Below are 18,528 nucleotides of genomic sequence, written 5' to 3'. Positions count from 1 at the left end.
GATTTGGGGTATTCGTAAAAAGCATAAAAACACCGCGCTTTCGATGAAATAGGCTTTATAGCTCTATATTCATAGTAACGCGGTGAATTGGTAAAGTTCAAGTATTTTCTCAACAGCCTGATAATCGCAGGCTTTTCGCTATTTTCACCTAATCTGATCAAAAAAGCCTGCACTATTGCAGGTATTTCAAAAATCCGTGACCCACGGACATTGTCTGTATGGTGGAGCATACGCCTATACATGTTATTGGGCATCTTTGCTTGTTTCCACGCCAGATTGAAGCTTCAAAGACTACTTTACATATTATAGTAAATTCTTGGTACTGCCAACAAAAAGCTCCTCCCTTCCCCACTCTAAACCTCACTTTTAGTGCAAAACTCTAATTTGCTTAGATGCTTGGGTGTGGGTGCTGTTAGGTGCTAGGTGCTGCGTGTTAGGTGTGGGATGCTGGGGATTGGATACTGCGTGCTGGTTGTTACATGCTAGATGCTGGATTCTGCGTGCTCGATGTTGGGTGCTAGATGCTGGATTCTGCGTGCTAGCTGTCGGGTGCTAGACGCTGGATTCTGCGTACTGGCTTATGGGTGCTAGATGCTGGATACTACGTACTGGCTGTTGGGTGCTAGATGCTGGATACTACGTACTGGCTGTTGGGTGCTAGATGCTGGATACTACGTACTGGCTGTTGAGTGCTAGGTGCAGGATACTGCGTGCTGACTGGTTGTTGAGTGCTAGGTACTGGGTTGGGTATTGGGCGCTGAATGCTGGGTGTCGGGTGTTGTTTGGTCTATTGCGTTGGGTGCTGGAGATTGGGTACTAGATGCTGGATTCTGCGTATTGGCTGTTGAGTGCTAGATGCTAGGGTTGGGTATTATGTGCTGGCTATTGGGTGCTGCGTGCTGCGTGCTAGGTGCTCCAGGTGTCCCAAGGTGCTATCCAGTGTACACTGTGAATCTGTCGCGCTCCATGTTGTCAGATCAGCAATCTTTCGTCTACTTCCTTAGATCCTCCATCCGTCCAAGCTGGCCATCTTACTACCTTTGGCCTGACCTCTCCGTCATCTAAGATCCTCGACTCGACCAATCTGCCATAACCACCTGCAATCGGTTCGATCCACCCTCCAACCAACTGCCTCATCCGTCTATGAACGTACACAAATTAGAACAAATAAGAGCCTCAGAGACTCGTATTCTAGAGGTTAATAACTTCTCCCCCTGCTCAACGAACCACTAAAAGCTCTTATTTGCTCCATCTTGTTTTCGAATCTTCTTCAGACTTCAAGCCTTCCAAGTCTTCTTCGATGCTTTTTACTGTTCTTTTCCCAACCTTTTTACAGGCCCTCTCGGGTCTTTTCAAGTCTTCTTACATCACTCTTACACAAGCTCCCTCAAAGCACTCAAAGCCGCATCATAATTCGGATGTTCTTTCATCTCTGTCAAATACTCGACGTAGCGAACGGTGTTGTTCGTGTCCAAGATGAAAATCGCACGTTGGTCGAGTTGAATTTCTTTGATTAGCAATCCGTATGCTTGACCGAAGGCGCGGTGTTTGTAGTCGGATAGTGTAATGACTTTATCGATGCCCGCGGCTCCGCAGAAACGGCTTTGCGCGAAAGGGAGATCTACGGAAACCGTTAGAATAACGACATCCTCGCCAAGCTTGTCGGCCTCCACGTTGAAGCGGCGCGTCTGCGCATCACAAGTTCCCGTGTCTACAGAAGGAACGACGGAAATCAGCTTCACTTTGCCAGCATAATCCGCCAAGCTTACCTCGGTCATCAGATCTTTATTTAATGTAAAATCCGGTGCCTGATCGCCAACTTTGATTTCCGGTCCAAGCAAGGTTACCGGGTTTCCTCCAACGGTTGCTACTCCTGTGCGTTCTTGAATTTGTGTCATATATATTCCTCCTGAATTTATATTGAAATGCGACTTTATCCACAGCTATTGTCTTAAGCTTGCGAGATCACTGCTTTCAGTTTCTCTTTGGACTGAACACCAACAAGCTGATCAACGACTTGCCCATTCTTGAAAACAAGCAAGGTCGGAATACTCATGACGTTATATTTGGCAGCGGACTCGGGGTTGTCGTCCACATTGATTTTTACGATTTTAGCAGCATCGCCAATCTCGGCGGAAAGCTCATCGAGGATGGGAGCGATTATTTTACAAGGGCCGCACCAAGGTGCCCAGAAATCGACGAGTACGGTGCCTGCCGCTGTTTCGCTTTGGAATGTAGCATCGGAAATATGGTTAACTGACATGGCTGATTCCTCCTAGTATTGGTTTAACTTATTCGTTACGCGTGCTGCTCAGAGATGTAACGTTCTGCGTCCAGTGCAGCCATACACCCGCTTCCTGCCGAGGTAATGGCTTGGCGGTAAATGCCATCCTGCACATCGCCACAGGCAAAGATGCCTGGCACACCGGTTTGCGACGTTCCCGAAATGACCTGTAAGTAGCCCAGTTCATCCGTTGGCAGCTGTCCGCCAAGGAATGCTGTGTTCGGGGTATGTCCGATCGCTAAGAAGATACCGTCTGCTTCAAGCAGTTCCTCTTCGCCAGTCACATTATTGAGCACTTTCAGTCCGCTCACACCCATCGGGCCCGCCACCACTTCAAGGGGGGTGCGGTTGAGGCTCCAAGCGACTTTTTGATTGCCGCGGGCATGATCCTGCATGATTTTCGATGCCTTCAAATCGTCTCGGCGATGAACCACGCGCACTTATGAAGCGAATCGAGTCAAGAACTGCGCCTCTTCCATCGCGGTATCCCCGCCGCCAATGACGATGATTTTCTTATTGCGGAAGAAGAATCCGTCGCATGTCGCACAAGTGCTTACCCCTTTGCCGATATTCTCGGATTCGCCTGGGATGCCCAGCTTTTTGGCCGAGGCTCCTGTTGAGATGATGAGCGCATCTGCTGTGAGCTTCCCTCCATCTTCTAAAAACAAAGTGAAAGGGCGCTTGGAAGTATCCACTTCAGCAACACGGCCGGACTGTATCATGGCTCCGAAGCGCAGCGCTTGTTTCCGCATATTGTCCATAAGCTCCGGTCCGGTAATTCCGTCTGGGAAGCCTGGGAAGTTATCGACCTCGATCGTTGTTGTCAACTGACCTCCGGGTTGTATGCCTTCGATGACGAGTGGGGCCACGTTAGCTCTCGCCAAATAAATGGCTGCGGTTAATCCTGCAGGACCAGTACCGATAATAATCGCTTTGTGATGCATAGGAATTCCTCCTTTGTCTTGCCTATCCGAAATTTGTTGGCGTCAATTTAAGTTGTTATAAATTTAATTTGAAGCAAACTTTATGAATGAATCATATCAATTTCATTTAATATTGTCAACAATTAATTTGTATACAATATAAATTCGCGCAGACCATCTTGTCAGAAGAAATTAATGTATTAGACTGAATGAGTTGATCCCATGCGTCTTTTCGAATTACAGTCTCGTCAGATTTAGTAAAATAAATTTTAGACTGACCCCAATAAAAGAAACAGCGGCAGCCATGGACTGATAAAATAAAGTCCTAGACTGCCGCTGTTTTATGATGATTAGTTAAGTTTCAGATTATTCAAATCTCTTACACTAGCTAATTCCCCAGGAGCAAAATGTGGAGGTTTTAGTTTACCACCAGCCATTCTAAACTTTCCTTGGATAGAACCCGTTACGTAGTATGCATCACTTGCAACCGGACCACTATATTTCTTTAGGAAGACAATTGCTGATTCATTGACCTTAAAAACTGGACTATCTTCAAAGATGTACTCTTTACCTTCAAAAGTACCACCGGTTTCTAAAATTTTCACTGTATTACCTGGAACTGAGCCCTTATATACCTTTTTAACATTAGAGTCTGCTATAGAAAACACAAGACCTTCATATTTCAAAGTATTAACACTATTAGCTGTAACTTCTAAGATTAATTCGGAGTCTTGTTTAAGCGCTTCTACTGTTGGATATTCATTTGCAAATTCACCATCTATCCTAACGATGGATTCTGACTTATTTTTCTTTTCAAAAAAAACTACACTAAAAGCGACAATAATTGCGAGTAATATACATATTATGTAAGTGTATTTGTTGTTGAAAACATTATTCATAAAGGTACCTTGCCTCTCCTAAGGGTATAAAAAATTCACGCCAGCAATATCATCGTTTTGTGGTGTGTATACTGTTCTTCCTATCAATGATGACTACATGATTTGGGCTGATGATGATACGTGATTAATTCCGAAAACATGCCCAAGTTCATGTGTAAAAGTAGCAGATTTCTTTAAATCATCAACCTTGTCCATAAGAGTATAATTTGCTTTTATTTCTGCTTTACTAGCTATTCCATTTTGAGATCAGACTAGAGTAGACGCAGTATTTCCGTTATCACCATAGTATGCACCAGTTATATTTATTTCAGCTAAGTTCACGTCTGAAGTAGGTGTAAATCCAATTTGGGTAGGAGAATTCCACCAATTATTCATCGCTACATCTGAAGACTCATCATAAAAATCGCTCAAAGTAGCATCATAGTAATGGAAAGTGTGACTTGTAAACTTGTGACCCTGAAGATTATAAGCATTTACAGTATACGAAATAGATAAAACAGTAAAAAGCGCAAGCAATAAAGTAGTAAGACGCATGTATTTTTGATATACCATAATTCTACTCCCTTTAATTGTATTAAAAGCGGCCGTCTTTATATTCCCATATATTAACTTTATTAGACTTGATTTACCATAGCACAAAAGTATCCTTTATCAGTTTCTTTGGAGAATTGTGTAGTTTAATATTACATTAGATGAATATAATTACTTTTTTTAGGATAACAGCGGGGTTTATGTCTCAATTATTCTCACATTTTATTTACTTGTTATGACTGTTATTTAGAAAAAGGTAGGGGCAGTCTAGGACTTTATTATCACATCATGAATTAATACAGCTCTAGTTAGTAATCATCATTCCTGGCCACTTAGTCAAGACTTTATTTTCTCAGTCTCGGTCTACATCTTTATTTTTCAGTCTAATACTTTGTTTTCTTTCAACACATCTCTCTTTCTGGCTGATCCTTCATCTACCTGGCATTTTTATCCACCATTTTCATGAACCTTTCAGCATTCACTCAAGCCCCTTTCAGTTTAAGTAGGCATAATGACCTTAGCACAACGAAATCAAATGTTTCGAAGGGAGATCATTCAATGAATAACCATATACAAATCAGTCCCAAATGGAAGTGGGTTTCTACCCTGCTTGTCCTCATTATGATTGCCTATGTACTCGTATATCCACCTCTGAAGAAAACAGATGAAGCTGCCGTAGCCAAAGTGAACGGAGTTGCCATCACGAAAACACAGCTTTATGACGCAATGGTAGGCAGCGGCGGCGAACAAACGCTGGATACGTTAATATCCGAGGAGCTAATCAACCAAGAAAGCCAGAAATCCGGTGTCCAAGTAACCGATGACGATATTCAAGCAGAAACCTCCAAGATTCAAGGTTCTTACGGCTCTGACACCGAATTTCAACAAGCACTTACTTCCTATGGCATGACGCTGGACGATTTAAAGAAAAATATGAAAAGCCAAGTGCTGTTGAAGAAGATTTTAGCCCCTCAAGTCACAATTACGGATGATGAAATTAAAAAATACTATGACGACAATCTGGAGTCTCTGAAAAATCCTGAACAGGTACAAGCTTCACATATTTCTGTAGCAACCAAGGAGGAAGCTGATGCGATCTTAGCGGATTTGAAAAACGGAGGCGACTTTACTGCCATTGCCAAGGAGAAATCTCTAGATACAGCAACGAAGGATAAGGGCGGTGCGCTTGGATATATTGACAAAGGCAGTATGGACCCTACCTTCGAGACTGCGGTATTCGCTTTGGGCACAGGTGCGACTAGTGAAGCTGTGAAGACCAGCACAGGCTATGACATCATCAAAGTAACCGATCATAAAGCTGCCTCTACGCCAACATTGGAGGAAAAAACGAAGGATATTAAACAAACACTAACCGATGAAAAGTTATCGACGTTGGCGTCGACATGGCTGGATGAGCAAAAAACGAAATCAACCGTTGAAAACTATCTCAAGACAAAGGCTTAATACTTCGGAGCTGCCAAGTCCCCCAGAGGATCATCAAACGGAACTACAGTACGTTATCCTATCTGGATTAGGCCAGTTTGCGGCGCAAGCGGAACTACAGTACGCTATTTGTTCAATTTCACCGATTAAATGAATGTTTCCGAGCAAATAGCGTATCTCAGTTCCTTTTCAGCCAAAATTCCACCTTTTCCGCGTAAATAGCGTACCCTATTTCCTTCTCATCTCCATATAACCACAAAAGCTCACCCCATTATGGGATGAGCTTTTTCTACTTTCTAGCCCCAATTGTCTCTTGCTATAGAGTGGCCGCATTCCTATTCACTCTATGGCGTGTGTGTTTTCATCTCATCGAGACTTTTGAACTGATAACCTTGACTCCTGGCGTCGTCAATGATTCTGGCGAGTGCTTCGGTGTTGTCTTTGGATACCGAATGCAGCAGTATCACCGCGCCGGGGTGCAGCTGCGCCATCACATTTTTGTACGCGTATTCCCAGCCCTTCTGATGCTTAGGCTCCCAATCGCGATACGCAACGGACCAGAAGACGTTCGTGTAGCCAAGCTGCTGGCTGACGGTCAAGGACTGGCCGTTGAATACGCCCCGCGGCGTGCGCAGGTAGCGCATCTCCGTTTGGCCTGTGACAGCGCTGACGCCCTCTTTCACTTGATCCAGCTCTTTCTTGATGCGGTCTGCCGATATTTGACTCATGTCGGGATGACTCCAAGAATGGTTGCCGATCAAGTGGCCTTCCTGCGCCATACGCTTCAACAGCTCTGGCTCGGTTTTGATGTAGTGACCTGTGACGAAGAAAATGGCAGGCACCTGCTTCTCCTTCAGAACGTCCAAAATCTTGCCGGTATACCCTTGCTCATAGCCATTATCGAAGGTTAAGTATAGTTCTTTGACCGAAAGGTCGCCTGTAAAGATCGCTTCATGCCGCTTCAGCAAGCCTTTGAAGCCTTCCTCATCAATGGACGGGCGTTGTCCGTTTATGCTTTTTTTAAAGCCAAAATGATACGAGCCATCGGCAGATGCCAGGCTGGCCTGCCCGAGCAGCATAACAAGCATGGCGGTAAGGATACGGATGTAGTACACGGGTGTAAATTCACTCCTTGCCTTCTGTGGTTTGGTACAGCCAACTAGACTGTTACTAATATGCCACATTTTAGAGGCTGATTATGTGAAGAGAAGGAGTGTACCCCGCAGGGTAATACTGGATATTTTCCGCTTGCTAACCAATCACTTTGCCAAATGCATCTACAATATCTCCGCGAAAAGACTTGCCGACAAGCTTTTGAATCTCCACATACGCTTCGTGCTGCGACATCTCTTCTCGGTATGACCGCGGTGTCGTTAAGGCCAGGAAAACTTCAACGAGACCAAGCATTTGCGAGAGGAGCGGAATCTGATTGCCCGATAACTGATACGGATAACCGGTACCGTCTACCTTTTCATGATGATAGAGGAAAGCTTTCTCCACCTCTAGAAAATCAGGGATGCCCTCGCATAATTCCTTCGCCATATAGCAATGCTCCTGCACCACCTCGAACTCGAATTCCGACAGCTTCCCTTCCTTTTCGAACATATAGTCCGGCAGCTTGACCCGACTTACAAAATGCAGAAGCGACAACAAGTCGATCTCCCATTCTTGCACGCGCAGCCCGCCGCCATACTGCGTCACAAGCGCTTTCAACAAAGCGCTCATTTCTCCGATCTCTTTGCGGGAGGTTTGTGTTTTCCGCTCTCCAACGGGGATAAAACATTGCAGCAGGTTAATGACCTGCTGCTTCTGCTGCTGGAAAGCGGCAGCTTCCACGCGCTTTTTATGCTGATGGAAGGTTAAACTAATAATGCCTCCCAGAATCATCGTGCCAAGGGCATATACGGCTTTGGTCGTCGCCATAATGATTGGAGATAACCCCTCGTTGTTCACCGTAGGACCAAATATATGAAAGATCGAGAAATATATAATAAATATTACGATGCCATACAGATACATGCGATAATCTACGAGCAAACTGAGCATAATGGGGAAAAAGATCAATGCCACCCACATCTGCTGCAAAGCCATTGGATTGTATAACGTTATCACAACAACGACCAGGAAAATCAGCGCGGGAGTGATGAGCTTCGAATAAGGGCTATCCTTAGGTATACTTTTCTGAATGCCGTACATCCCCCACGAAAAAAGAGAAACCGTTAGCGAGGTCATCGTATATAGCTTGGATTCCGCATTTCCGCTTATTAACATATAAAAACAACCGCTTAATGCACAGATAAAAGCCATGCTCCCAATCATAGCCATCATCAGCTGGTCGGCAGGCTGCTCAGAGAAGCGTTGCACATATTTCATAGCACATTCCTCCTTAAGCCAGGCTCATCGTAGCTGTTCTCTTTGGGCTGAAAACAAGTAGCCCCTTTCATCACGTCATCGATCGTGGATAGAATGACCTCTGGGCTCGTATCTTTCATTAAGTAACCATCTACCCCAGCTTTGATAGCGCGATAAATATCTTCGCTCTCGTCAAATGCGGTTAAGATAATAATCTTCATGGCCGGATAAGTATCCTTTAGCGCCCGAGCTCCTTCAATGATCGATGTTCCGGGCATTTTCAAATCCGTCAGAAGCAGGTCCGGCGCCAAAGCAAGCGACTGTGCGATCGCTTCGTTCCCGTCCGCTGCCTCTCCGGCGACCGTATAATCTCCACAGCTTTGAAGTAGAATATGTAGTCCTTCTCTAACAATTGAACGGTCATCGGCTATCACTACTTTATACATAGGCTATGCTCCTTTCACGCGGAATGTAGGCGGTAACGGTTGTCCCCACAGCCAGCTCAGAATGAAAAGACAAAGCCCCATTCAAAGCTTTGATTCGCTTCTCCATGCCGCCAAGTCCGAATCTTCCCTCTTGAGCCATGGATGAGCTTTGCATTCCTATCCCATCATCCTTCACCATAATTGTCCATTGGACGCTGGTCACTTCAATTTTCACATGAATGTGTTTGGCACGCGCATGCTTAATGACATTATTCGCTGCTTCTTCGACCAAATGATAGATCGCCTCTTCAATATCCAACTGTTCATGTGCCACCCAACCGATGTTTTCGAACTTTGGTTTCACCTCGGTATGCTCCGTAACCCGATAAAGGAGCTTCTCAATAGCATGATGAAGATTGAATTTTCGCTTCTCATCCTTAAGCTCGATAATGAACTGACGAATATCCCGGTGACTTTCTTTCACTTTCTTCTCGATCTCGGTCACATAAGGCAGTACGGTCTCGCGCGCCTCGGAGGGAAGCGCATTTTTTAATTGAAACAGTTGTATCGAGATGAAGAACAGCTCCTGGGTAATGCCATCATGAATGTTCTGAGCAATCGTATTGCGCTCTATCGCCACAGCTGTTTCTTCCGCATCCTGCAATTCCTCATTGGTAAAATGAAAGGCTTCCAGCTTCACAAGAATAAATTGCATGTACATTTTGTGCAAAATGGACAGTTCCTGCTTCTCTGCTTTGACGAGCAGCCAACCGTACACTTTGCCATTACGATCAACGAGGGTTTGGATATACAGAGGCACAACTTCACCCGTCGGAAACGGCAGGTTCGTAAAAAGTCTCGGGCTGGAGGGCGTATTTTGTTTCATATAGTTTGTAAAATAGGTATGCTTCCAGCTTTGAATCTTCTCGTAAGGACCAGCACTCTCCAAGCAAAGAATGACTTCGCGGTCATCCAGAACCTTCTTGAGCAATTCTTCCACTTGGTAAATCGTTCTTTGTTTAAATGGGTATACCCCCATATGCCGCGAGGAGTAAATCATCACAAATTTGCGATACTGTTTGCGCAAGTTTTGCAGCGTATAGTGCACAAGTCCTACCACGCAAAAAAACGCAAAAATGACAAAACCATAGGTGAAATGAGCCAGCACATAACTATAAATAGAGCTGCTTGACGTCAGAGCAAACACTGTGGGAAGCATAATCACATACCCAAGTGAAATCACATAATAAGGCTTCCAAGCCACAAATCGTTTAATCATCCCAAGACCCGTAAAGCTATAGAATAAAAAGGGACTCGACAGCCCGCCGGTCAGCCAAAGCATGCCAAAACCAAAGCACACATCCGCTGCAACCGCCAGGAAAGCAACCTTTCTGCGCATTTTGTCCAAATGTACGAGGCTATATATCGTTTGAAAAAGCACCGCAATCAATAGCAGCCCCGGAGAAACTCCGCTGGCTTGGGTATAGACCAACATGCCAATTAACAGCAGAACCCATCTGCTGCCCAAAAATAAATATAAGCCTGTTTTATTCTGTAAAGCCATGCTTAACTGCTCCTAAACTTAATGTATTCTTAATGGTTTTTCAGCCTGTTTTGTTATACAATGAAAATCAGAACTAGCATAGGCACATAGTATTAGGTATTTGGAACTATTATTTCCAGTATAACATAGATTAGATCTTTTTTGGAGGGACGCAGCTTGATTACTATGATTATTCTTGATGACCATCCTCTTGTTCGCAAAGGAATTTGCACGGTTGTTTCATCCGGTCAATCCATGGATGTTATCGGAGAAGCCGCGAATTCAAGGGAAGCCCTTGGGCTTTTGGACCAGATGCAGCCAGATCTTGTACTCGTAGATTTAAATTTGGGGAATGAGAATGGCTTGGATTTCATTCAAAAGGCTCGTCGGGCGGGGCATACGTGTAAATATATGATATTAACCTCATCGGTCACGCGAAGTGAACTTCAATTAGCACAATCGATGCAAATTGAAGGAATCTGCTTGAAGGAAGCTTTCCCAGAAGATTTATTATATGCGGTAGAAGTTGTTGCTCGGGGCCGCAAATACTATGATCCCGTCTTAATGGGGTCCATGATGGACGATAAAGCAGGTAAAGAAGAACAGGATCTATCCGAACTAACCCCCAAAGAGCTAGAGGTTCTGATGTCCCTGGGCAAAGGACGCTCCAACAAAGAAATCGCAAGCGCTCTTTACATTACAGAATTCACTGTCAAAAAGCATGTCAGTCAGGTTTTAGCGAAGCTGGAGCTAGCCGATCGAACGCAAGCAGCTTTATATGCACTGTCCAAAGGGCTCGTACAATTCGAAATGCAGCGATAAACAGCTTACAAGAAAGATCCGCCGGGATAGCCCGCCGGATCTTTTGTCTTTATAGGTCAAGCGGCTCTGGAATACGATGCATAGGAAGCAACGAGAATTCCGCGTAACCTTTCACATCCTTGATATGAACAGGACCTAATGAGGGATCCCTGCTGTCTTTGCTTTCACCCAAAGTCCTGTTGTCTCCTATGACGAATAGGGAACCGGCTGGAACTGTTTGAACCGCCATATCTTCTGATTTACCGGCTGTGTATAGTTCAGGAAGCGGCGTTTCGTTCACATAGATAACACCGTCCCGGATAAGGATCCGATCTCCTTGAACAGCAATAACACGCTTAATAATGCTAAATTCCAGACGCTCATCCTTAATGACAACGACATCGCCATATTTGGGGGTAGAAAAGAATAAGGAAAACTTATTCATCAGCAGCACATTGCCGTTTTGAAGGCTGGGATACATGGAGTTGCCTGAAACTCTCGTAAGCCCAATTACGTTGTTAATCAATATAAAGGCCAGAGTTAAGAGTAAAATAAATTTCACCCAACCCCAAAATCCATTTTTATTCTTAACAACGGAGCGACTTACTTCCGGATTCAATTCGATCATGATAGACTTCCCACCTCAGCAGCTTAAAATGTAAGATTATTATTGTGTATAGGTTGCATTCACTATAGTTGAGCTGGCGGGTGCTGCCCGTAGACATCATCTGTGACTGTAGGCTGCTGCGGAGTCGGCGGCACAGGTGCTGGCGCCGGATTCTCGACAGGCACTGTTGGCACTACTACTGCCGGAGGCACTGCTGGCACTACTACCGCCGGAGGCGCTGTTGGCACTACTGCCGGAGGCACTATGACAGGCGGAGCCGGCGAGAATACCAACACAGGCGGTACATAGCTGCCTGCCAATGCATCCATCGCACCCTTGGCACTATCCGTAATGGATTGAAGTTTGTTTATAATCTGCTGACGATCTTGCTCCGTTCTGATATCCGTCTGTGCGAGCAGCTTTTGTGCATATTGTGCAAGTGCTTGAACGTGAACCTGCTTCTGCTCCTCTGTGAAGGCTTCCAGATTCCTGGCTGATGCTTCGAGTCGAAGCTGCAACTCTTTCTTCAACACTTCCTTCTGCGCATCCGTCTCTAACTTCATGGATTGGTCAAGATTCTGGACCACTTGCTCCGTTTTCTTATTAAACCAAGAAGCCATTGTACCGGCAATATCAATATCCGCATAGGAAACCCCGGCTGATGCCGTAAGAATAACCGTTAAAGAAACAATTCCAGCTGCGACAATCCGTTTGGATTTCACCTTGCCTTGTTTTTCATTTCTAGTGATCATCGTGATTCCTCCTTTTCTTTATAGTGCATATAGTAAGAATAAAGTAAGATGGAGGCCCCGTTGCCGGGGCCTGTTTTCATTCTTATTTTTTGAATCCGTCAAGAACGATGTTTTCAAGAGCTGCTTTGCCAGTAGTCTCAAGGGCAACACCTTTCTCGGAGATGCTTTTCTTGTTGGAAGCTTCCAAAGCATCAGCAAGCGCTTGAAGATCAGCTAATTTCTCAGCTACTTTGGCAGCGATGTTATCTTTGATTTCTTGGGAAGCTGCCGTTCTTTCAGCAGCAAGCAAAGCGTTCAATTCTGCTTTAGTTGCTTCGATTTTTGCAGTTAAAGTCGTAGCTGCTTGAGCTTGTGTTGTAGCTACAGCAGCATTCAAGCTGTTCAGGGAAGACTTTCCTTGAGCTGTAACATCGCTGTAAATATCAGCTGCGCCGACAAGACCAGCTAAATCAACCGCTTTATTGTTCAAAGAGTTAGCATCACTAACCACTTTATCGTACTCGCCTGCCATGCCGTTTTTGATGCTTGTGTTTTTACCGTCAATTGCTGTGGAGTAAGCCGTTACTTGACCATTGATAGCGCCTTGTACGCGACCTGTTTCAGTTGTACCAGCTGTTTTCACATTGTTAACTGCACCGTTGTTGATAGCTTTGTAGTCAGAAACAAGTTTGTCTTTGTTTGCCGCTACGAAACCTGCAACATCTCCGGCTACTAATGCTTTTGTTGCAGCTGTTGCTGTGTTGTACCAGCCTTGAAGTTGTCCGCCAGCGTCAGTTGCTGCGAAAGCTGTACCCATACCCGCTACTAAACCTGTTGCAATAACACCAATTGCTAATTTGCTTTTCAATGCTTTCATCTTTAATCAATCTCCCTTATATGGTTTTATTGGTTTAATTGTGTTCACGATAGGTGAACCCATAACTCACAATGACTGACTACTTACCCAGCTTCGACGTCAGCTCTACAATTGTCTCCTGAGCCAACTGATCAATTTCACGATCATGGTTCCTTTTCGAAGTACTCACGTACTTGTCAAAATCAGCAGCGCCCCTTTTTACAAGTTCATTGGCAACAAGCTCCATTTGACTCACATAGATTTGGTTAGCTTTATCTATGCGATCGATTGTTTGTTGACTCGTGTCATCCGCTATCTTAGTCAGATGGACATTGGACACGGAGACCTTCTCTTTCGCCGATGCTTCCAAGGATTGAGCAGCTTCGGCCCATTCTTGTAGGGCTTTGATGTTGATCTCACTCATCCCCTGTTGGGTGCGAGCTTTGTACCAGTTCTGCAATGGCGCACTCGCATCGGAGTAGGCATACGCCGTACCCATCACAAGGCAAGTCGATAGGCTCAATGAAACGATGATGACTTTGCGTTTCAAGCGATTCATTGGGTTATCCTGCCTCCTTCTTGTTCTGCGCTTGCTTACAAACCTATTGTATCTCGCTATACGATTCGCGACTTCGTCCTTTGGAGTAATTTATATGTGCCACCTTCGCAGGGGGGGCATGGTAGACTTTGGTACCAGATGATTCAAAAACATCCAAATTGGTTATTAAGGTATATCGCCCCATACCACTTGGCATCCACTCGAATATACTAACTCACGAGCCCTTTGAAGGATGGCAAATCGTTTAACCTGTAGAAAAGAGGATACAATGAACACGAAACAAATGCTCATGGTCAGCACAGTGGCCATCACCCTAAGTATGGGTGGCACAACCTGGAACGACGCGGTACAGGCAAGTTCAATAGAAAACACACAAACAACTACACCTATAAAAGAAGATCTACTGCAAGTGCTGGGCGTATCCTCTGAGGAGGACATCTACAAAGCCCAATATGAGGGACAATCTCTGGCTGAGATGGCAAAAGCTAATCATGTCGATGTCCAGAAGGTCATTGCCCTTCAATTGGCAGAGCTAACTGAACTCCTCAACGAGCGACTGTACAGCGGCAGCATCTCTCCTGAACAATACCAAGCCCAATGCGCCGAACTGCCTGAGATTATTATTAAAAGTGTCTACGCGATGTGAAAAAAGAGCTTTCCTACAAGTCGTAACTTGAGGAAAGCTCTTTTTCATTCTTAGTACTTTTAATAAAACCTGCGATTATGCCTCTTTTTCATCCTTGAAATCACTTAAACGATGAAATTCCTGCGTTTCTGCAGGCTTTTGAGGCTTTTCCCGAATTTTAGGATGAAAAAGCTAAAAATTCCTGCACAATGGCAGGAATTTTCGTTTTTCGTGTGATTTTCTAGATAAAGCCTGCACTTTCGCAGGTTTCTGACTCCGTGAGCCAACCATTATACGTTGCCTTGCCCAAGGGAAAACCTTAAATCATTCCTCTTAGCCGATCCGCGATGACCCGCATCATGCTTCGCAGGACATCAATGTTCTGGAAGCAGAAGGTCATGACCTGATCCCGGTGCAATTGAAGCAGCAAGGTGGCTTCCTTCGCTGTACAGTCTGCCGAGCGGGGCCCGCTGTCGATAATCGCCATCTCCCCAAAGAACGAGCCTTCCTGAAGAACCGCATATTCCTCACTGCCGCGATGAACGCGAATACTGCCTTCGATGATCCCATACATGGTATCTCCGAAGTCACCGGCTCGGCATATCGTTTCACCAGGGGCAAAAGCGACTTCATCGACCATTTGCGCCAGCCACAAGAAGTCATCAGGAGCGAGATGAGCAAACAAATCAATCTTTTGCAGCACTAGTATGCGCCGTAATAGAACTTCATCCTTCGTCAGATCTTCCGTCGATTTGGCGGCCAGCAGCTCAGAGCCAACTGCGGCTTCTGCAAGCTTAGGCGCCGACTCGGACTTGTCAGCTGCCTGCCCCCGCTCCAATTCGGAGCGAAGCCGGCGGGAGAGCAGCTTCATCATTTCAACGGCAATGCTCGTTTGATCGAACATCATGTCGTAGAAAACAGATGAATCCAATCGCCACAAAAGGCTATCTTCCTCCGCTCGAATGGAAGCCGTCCGCGGTCCTTGCGTCAAGATGGCCATCTCTCCGAAGCAATCCCCACGCTTCAGTTCTCCGAGCAACTGACCGTTGCGGTGCACACTAGCACGTCCATCCCCCATCAACATCAAGGAATCCCCGGGATCCCCTTCCTGAATGATGATCGTTCCCTTGGACACGTCCATCTTATGCAGTCGCTGAGCGATCTCAGACAAGTCCTTGCTGGTCATGCCATGGAACAACGAAACGTGACGCAGCAGTTTCACACGGTGCATCAGATCCGCCAGCTCGTTATCCTGCGAAGCCTCGAATCTTTGTAGAATAAGATGCTGAATCGATTGGGTGAGCCAGTCATCTCCTTGCGCGGACAGCCAACTCAGATGTGCCTCGATTTGAGCATTCGCCGCAGAACTCCGCATCATTTTACGAGAAGCTGCCATTAGCTTGGTCATTTCCGTGCGAAGGCTTCCCTGCAGCGTTTGATCAATCACTTCTTCCGCATTCGCCTGCTGCCTTGTATCTCCCTCAGACCAATCCAAGAATACAGCCTGCATCGTCATCTCATCATGGATAAGAGACAACAATTGAAAAATGCGCCGACTGATCGCGGCTCGAATTTCGTTAACAATATCGGCAATATCCGCATAGCCGTCCACCCCAACCAGGCATGAGCCATGCTCAGCAAACTGTCCATACAAATGCAGCTCCTGAACAATATAAGCTTCTGCCTTCTTGCTGTCCACGAATGGCTCTCTTCGCTGCATCCGCAGCAGTGATTCCACAATCCGATCCCTCATGTCATAGGAGGCTGTTTCATAATAAGCGAATAATCGGTCAAAAGCTGATTGTGTAGCGAACCGCTCGAATACAGCCGGTACATGCAGACCCACTTCTTTTTGGTCCAAATAAGGCATCAATGGAGGCAGCACATCATCCTCATCGTAAGCCGCCAGCGCACTAATCGCGTAGCGGCGGGTTTGGCTATCTTTTAGCATAGCAATAATGGGGGCAAGCAGTGGGGGAACATGAAGAATAGCGGCCGACTCCAGCGCTCGAATTCGAACCTGCGGACTGTGATCATGCAAAAGAGAAATCAACGGCTTATAGAAATTTTTCACACGAATTTGCCCGAACAAAGCAGCCATCGCGATCCGTTCTTCTTCTTCTCCGCTCTCCATCATTTCCTTGAGCTTGCCAACGGCTCGAAACATGCCTTCAATGCTATAATATTTGACCAAACCAGCAATAGCTGCCGCTTGTACATCGACGGAAGGAGCATCCAGATGTTTCGTAATCTCATCAACATACGCCTCTTTGGCATAGGCAGCTAACGCCAGCAGCGCTTTGGCCTTCACCTGATTATCGCCTTCCGCCACTAAGGATTGCAGATCAGCTTCAAAGCCTTCGGGCACCTTTTGCTCCACATAAATCAAAGCTTCTATGACCATTTCGGGAATCGAATGATGCAGCAGTCCGTTCACATGGGGGGTAAGATCAAACGTATCCATCTCACGCAAAAGGCCAAAGGCATATAACGCCTGCTGCTTATCCGTGCCGGAAAGAGCATCAATCAAGATTTGCCGGCTTACGGCATCCATCAGATTGAGCTCGATCTTCTCTCGATCGTCTCCTCCTTTTTTGAGGTTGGCCAGCAATGTGCTTAAATAGGCTTTTTTCACTTTGACCCCTGCCAGGATCCCCACAGCAAGCAGTGCTACAATCAAATAACTCAGCTGCTCAGGCGCTAGAAATCGCGTCACGACGAGCAAACAGATCGCCGCCAAGCCCTTAGCCCCATTTCGGACAATGCCATCCAGGAAGCCTTTGGCTTTACCGCGCCACTCCGGAGGAACAGGGAACATCACAAGCTGGCTGACCGACGAATAGAGCGTGTCCCCAATCACTTTATCGCTGCCTTTCACCATAACAGCCATCGCCAGCACCGGTACGATCAGAATCCCAAGGCTGCCCGCCATTAACGCAATTGGAAAAATGAGCAGAGCCGTCATCACGCCGAATCGCGTCAAAATGCGTCCGGAAATAAACAATTGCACGAATAAAGCAATCAGCCCCGAGAAGCCATAAAAGCTCCCCATGAATCCAGCCAAAGCCTCATTTTGCAAAGTGCCTCTTAGGATGACCTTGAACTGATAATCAATTAAGGTAAGCGATACGACGAGCGCCGCTGAAAGAATAGCTACATATTTCAAATGAGGCACACTGGCAAAAAGCCCCGCCTTCTGTGGAACCGTCATCTTCGACGCAGTTGTCCTTGGCTGTACGGGCTTATTGTCCAACGTGTCTTTGGTGATCCGCAATATCAAATACACGGCTACTAAACCGAGCAGCTGCAATCCTGCATAGAAATAAATCAGGTTCGCCGTGCCTACAAGCGGAACGAGCGCTTTTAACCCAAAACCACTGAGAATTCCGCCTGTAATGCCGCCGCTTCCCACAATACCGATCATTTGCTTCGCTTTTCTTTGATCCATGACGGAAGTAGCGAACTGCCAGAAACATACGATCATCAGGAAGTTAAACACGTCGTACCCGATATAAATGACCGGAAATACCCAGCGCAGCTCGAGTCCAACACCGAGCCTCGAGACTAGCACCAGCACAGAGATAAGCGGTATTAAGCTCTTCATGAGGCTGTCCAACCGGACCTTCGGGGAGTAACGCTGGAACAGGATTCCTGCCGTAATCATGACGAGGGCCTGCGGCAAATACATCAAAGATAAATAGGAATTATCGAATCGGCTTAAAAAGAGCGTATCCGCCGCTGTTCTGCCGATCGTGGAGGCGGACACCACAAAAAATAAATAAGCGAACAATAAGAAAACTTTCCTGTACTCCTTCTTATCCTGTGCAAATTTATGTAGAAACGTTTGGTAAAATTGGCTGGACCATATCCCGTTCATGACACACCTCATCTTAGAATCATCGCTCACTTACTGGCTAATGAGATTGTACCAGAAGTCCTAGGAGAAAAT

Annotated in this window: 17 protein-coding genes and 1 pseudogene; 3 read left to right on the top strand and 15 right to left on the bottom strand. The window is 45.8% G+C overall.

Translation table 11 applies throughout. The features are described from left to right. From HQN90_RS38380 to HQN90_RS26260, 6 genes and pseudogenes are all read right to left on the bottom strand, one after another. Positions 1 to 254, bottom strand: a 254-nt coding sequence (locus HQN90_RS38380) for a hypothetical protein (RefSeq protein WP_216855466.1), incomplete at its 3' end; no start/stop codon positions are given. A gap of 1,119 nt (positions 255 to 1,373) precedes the next feature. Continuing rightward, positions 1,374 to 1,898 (bottom strand): thiol peroxidase, encoded by a 525-nt coding sequence (gene tpx, locus HQN90_RS26280; protein WP_079411132.1) that lies wholly within the window; start codon positions 1,896 to 1,898, stop codon positions 1,374 to 1,376. A 53-nt stretch (positions 1,899 to 1,951) separates the two neighbouring features. Next, complete coding sequence (gene trxA, locus HQN90_RS26275; RefSeq protein ID WP_079411133.1) at positions 1,952 to 2,263, bottom strand: thioredoxin; 312 nt, start codon at positions 2,261 to 2,263, stop codon at positions 1,952 to 1,954. Between the two features lie 35 nt (positions 2,264 to 2,298). Then, positions 2,299 to 3,228, bottom strand: a pseudogene (gene trxB, locus HQN90_RS26270) (thioredoxin-disulfide reductase). A gap of 329 nt (positions 3,229 to 3,557) precedes the next feature. After that, positions 3,558 to 4,106 carry a hypothetical protein gene (locus tag HQN90_RS26265; RefSeq protein ID WP_173224207.1) on the bottom strand — a complete coding sequence of 183 codons (549 nt, stop codon included), beginning with the start codon at positions 4,104 to 4,106 and terminating at the stop codon, positions 3,558 to 3,560. Positions 4,107 to 4,352: 246 nt separating this feature from the next. After that, positions 4,353 to 4,658 carry a hypothetical protein gene (locus HQN90_RS26260; RefSeq protein ID WP_173224205.1) on the bottom strand — a complete coding sequence of 102 codons (306 nt, stop codon included), beginning with the start codon at positions 4,656 to 4,658 and terminating at the stop codon, positions 4,353 to 4,355. A gap of 537 nt (positions 4,659 to 5,195) precedes the next feature. On the opposite strand from HQN90_RS26260, the gene HQN90_RS26255 reads away from it, so the two are divergent. Continuing rightward, positions 5,196 to 6,101, top strand: a complete 906-nt coding sequence (locus HQN90_RS26255) for a peptidyl-prolyl cis-trans isomerase (RefSeq protein ID WP_173224203.1) — start codon at positions 5,196 to 5,198, stop codon at positions 6,099 to 6,101. Positions 6,102 to 6,424: 323 nt separating this feature from the next. Here HQN90_RS26255 and pdaA read toward each other — a convergent pair whose 3' ends face one another. The 4 genes from pdaA to HQN90_RS26235 form a co-directional block, all read right to left on the bottom strand. Beyond that, positions 6,425 to 7,168: a delta-lactam-biosynthetic de-N-acetylase gene (gene pdaA / locus HQN90_RS26250; protein WP_173224229.1), complete on the bottom strand. Its 744-nt coding sequence runs from the start codon at positions 7,166 to 7,168 to the stop codon at positions 6,425 to 6,427. A 163-nt stretch (positions 7,169 to 7,331) separates the two neighbouring features. Then, positions 7,332 to 8,453 carry an HD-GYP domain-containing protein gene (locus tag HQN90_RS26245; protein ID WP_173224201.1) on the bottom strand — a complete coding sequence of 374 codons (1,122 nt, stop codon included), beginning with the start codon at positions 8,451 to 8,453 and terminating at the stop codon, positions 7,332 to 7,334. Then, positions 8,450 to 8,878: a response regulator gene (locus HQN90_RS26240; RefSeq protein WP_173224199.1), complete on the bottom strand. Its 429-nt coding sequence runs from the start codon at positions 8,876 to 8,878 to the stop codon at positions 8,450 to 8,452. The genes HQN90_RS26245 and HQN90_RS26240 overlap by 4 nt, the downstream gene beginning before the upstream one ends. Next, complete coding sequence (locus HQN90_RS26235) at positions 8,871 to 10,421, bottom strand: sensor histidine kinase (protein ID WP_173224197.1); 1,551 nt, start codon at positions 10,419 to 10,421, stop codon at positions 8,871 to 8,873. Before HQN90_RS26235 ends, HQN90_RS26240 begins: the two co-directional genes overlap by 8 nt. A 165-nt stretch (positions 10,422 to 10,586) precedes the next feature. On the opposite strand from HQN90_RS26235, the gene HQN90_RS26230 reads away from it, so the two are divergent. Then, a complete protein-coding gene (locus tag HQN90_RS26230) occupies positions 10,587 to 11,222 on the top strand; it encodes a response regulator (RefSeq protein ID WP_216855470.1) in 636 nt (211 codons plus the stop codon). Between the two features lie 49 nt (positions 11,223 to 11,271). On the opposite strand, the gene lepB is transcribed toward HQN90_RS26230, so the two are convergent. The 4 genes from lepB to HQN90_RS26210 form a co-directional block, all read right to left on the bottom strand. Then, on the bottom strand, positions 11,272 to 11,829 hold the full coding sequence (gene lepB, locus HQN90_RS26225; protein WP_173224196.1) for a signal peptidase I: 558 nt from the start codon (positions 11,827 to 11,829) through the stop codon (positions 11,272 to 11,274). A 62-nt stretch (positions 11,830 to 11,891) separates the two neighbouring features. After that, positions 11,892 to 12,560 (bottom strand): hypothetical protein, encoded by a 669-nt coding sequence (locus tag HQN90_RS26220; RefSeq protein ID WP_173224194.1) that lies wholly within the window; start codon positions 12,558 to 12,560, stop codon positions 11,892 to 11,894. Between the two features lie 82 nt (positions 12,561 to 12,642). Then, the gene (locus HQN90_RS26215; protein WP_173224192.1) at positions 12,643 to 13,416 is read right to left on the bottom strand and encodes a hypothetical protein; all 774 of its coding nucleotides are present in this window, start codon (positions 13,414 to 13,416) and stop codon (positions 12,643 to 12,645) included. Positions 13,417 to 13,495: 79 nt separating this feature from the next. After that, positions 13,496 to 13,954, bottom strand: coding sequence for a hypothetical protein (locus HQN90_RS26210; protein ID WP_173224190.1), 459 nt, complete (start codon positions 13,952 to 13,954; stop codon positions 13,496 to 13,498). Positions 13,955 to 14,222: 268 nt separating this feature from the next. Here HQN90_RS26210 and HQN90_RS26205 point away from each other — a divergent pair, with 268 nt between their 5' ends. After that, positions 14,223 to 14,600: a hypothetical protein gene (locus HQN90_RS26205; RefSeq protein ID WP_173224188.1), complete on the top strand. Its 378-nt coding sequence runs from the start codon at positions 14,223 to 14,225 to the stop codon at positions 14,598 to 14,600. Between the two features lie 298 nt (positions 14,601 to 14,898). On the opposite strand, the gene HQN90_RS26200 is transcribed toward HQN90_RS26205, so the two are convergent. Then, positions 14,899 to 18,456, bottom strand: coding sequence for an Npt1/Npt2 family nucleotide transporter (locus HQN90_RS26200; RefSeq protein WP_173224186.1), 3,558 nt, complete (start codon positions 18,454 to 18,456; stop codon positions 14,899 to 14,901). Between the last annotated feature and the right edge of the window lie 72 nt (positions 18,457 to 18,528).

This window comes from Paenibacillus alba (genome assembly GCF_013204855.1).
Lineage (GTDB): Bacteria > Bacillota > Bacilli > Paenibacillales > NBRC-103111 > Paenibacillus_E > Paenibacillus_E alba.
This window is presented reverse-complemented; position numbering and strand designations above follow the sequence as displayed.

What these genes read in the sequence shown, in the direction of transcription:
- tpx (WP_079411132.1), bottom strand. Translation starts at nt 1,898, where the DNA reads ATGACACAAATTCAAGAACGCACAGGAGTAGCAACCGTTGGAGGAAAC.
- trxA (WP_079411133.1), bottom strand. Translation starts at nt 2,263, where the DNA reads ATGTCAGTTAACCATATTTCCGATGCTACATTCCAAAGCGAAACAGCG.
- HQN90_RS26265 (WP_173224207.1), bottom strand. Translation starts at nt 4,106, where the DNA reads ATGAATAATGTTTTCAACAACAAATACACTTACATAATATGTATATTA.
- HQN90_RS26260 (WP_173224205.1), bottom strand. Translation starts at nt 4,658, where the DNA reads ATGGTATATCAAAAATACATGCGTCTTACTACTTTATTGCTTGCGCTT.
- HQN90_RS26255 (WP_173224203.1), top strand. Translation starts at nt 5,196, where the DNA reads ATGAATAACCATATACAAATCAGTCCCAAATGGAAGTGGGTTTCTACC.
- pdaA (WP_173224229.1), bottom strand. Translation starts at nt 7,168, where the DNA reads ATGCTTGTTATGCTGCTCGGGCAGGCCAGCCTGGCATCTGCCGATGGC.
- HQN90_RS26245 (WP_173224201.1), bottom strand. Translation starts at nt 8,453, where the DNA reads ATGAAATATGTGCAACGCTTCTCTGAGCAGCCTGCCGACCAGCTGATG.
- HQN90_RS26240 (WP_173224199.1), bottom strand. Translation starts at nt 8,878, where the DNA reads ATGTATAAAGTAGTGATAGCCGATGACCGTTCAATTGTTAGAGAAGGA.
- HQN90_RS26235 (WP_173224197.1), bottom strand. Translation starts at nt 10,421, where the DNA reads ATGGCTTTACAGAATAAAACAGGCTTATATTTATTTTTGGGCAGCAGA.
- HQN90_RS26230 (WP_216855470.1), top strand. Translation starts at nt 10,587, where the DNA reads ATGATTATTCTTGATGACCATCCTCTTGTTCGCAAAGGAATTTGCACG.
- lepB (WP_173224196.1), bottom strand. Translation starts at nt 11,829, where the DNA reads ATGATCGAATTGAATCCGGAAGTAAGTCGCTCCGTTGTTAAGAATAAA.
- HQN90_RS26220 (WP_173224194.1), bottom strand. Translation starts at nt 12,560, where the DNA reads ATGATCACTAGAAATGAAAAACAAGGCAAGGTGAAATCCAAACGGATT.
- HQN90_RS26215 (WP_173224192.1), bottom strand. Translation starts at nt 13,416, where the DNA reads ATGAAAGCATTGAAAAGCAAATTAGCAATTGGTGTTATTGCAACAGGT.
- HQN90_RS26210 (WP_173224190.1), bottom strand. Translation starts at nt 13,954, where the DNA reads ATGAATCGCTTGAAACGCAAAGTCATCATCGTTTCATTGAGCCTATCG.
- HQN90_RS26205 (WP_173224188.1), top strand. Translation starts at nt 14,223, where the DNA reads ATGAACACGAAACAAATGCTCATGGTCAGCACAGTGGCCATCACCCTA.
- HQN90_RS26200 (WP_173224186.1), bottom strand. Translation starts at nt 18,456, where the DNA reads ATGAACGGGATATGGTCCAGCCAATTTTACCAAACGTTTCTACATAAA.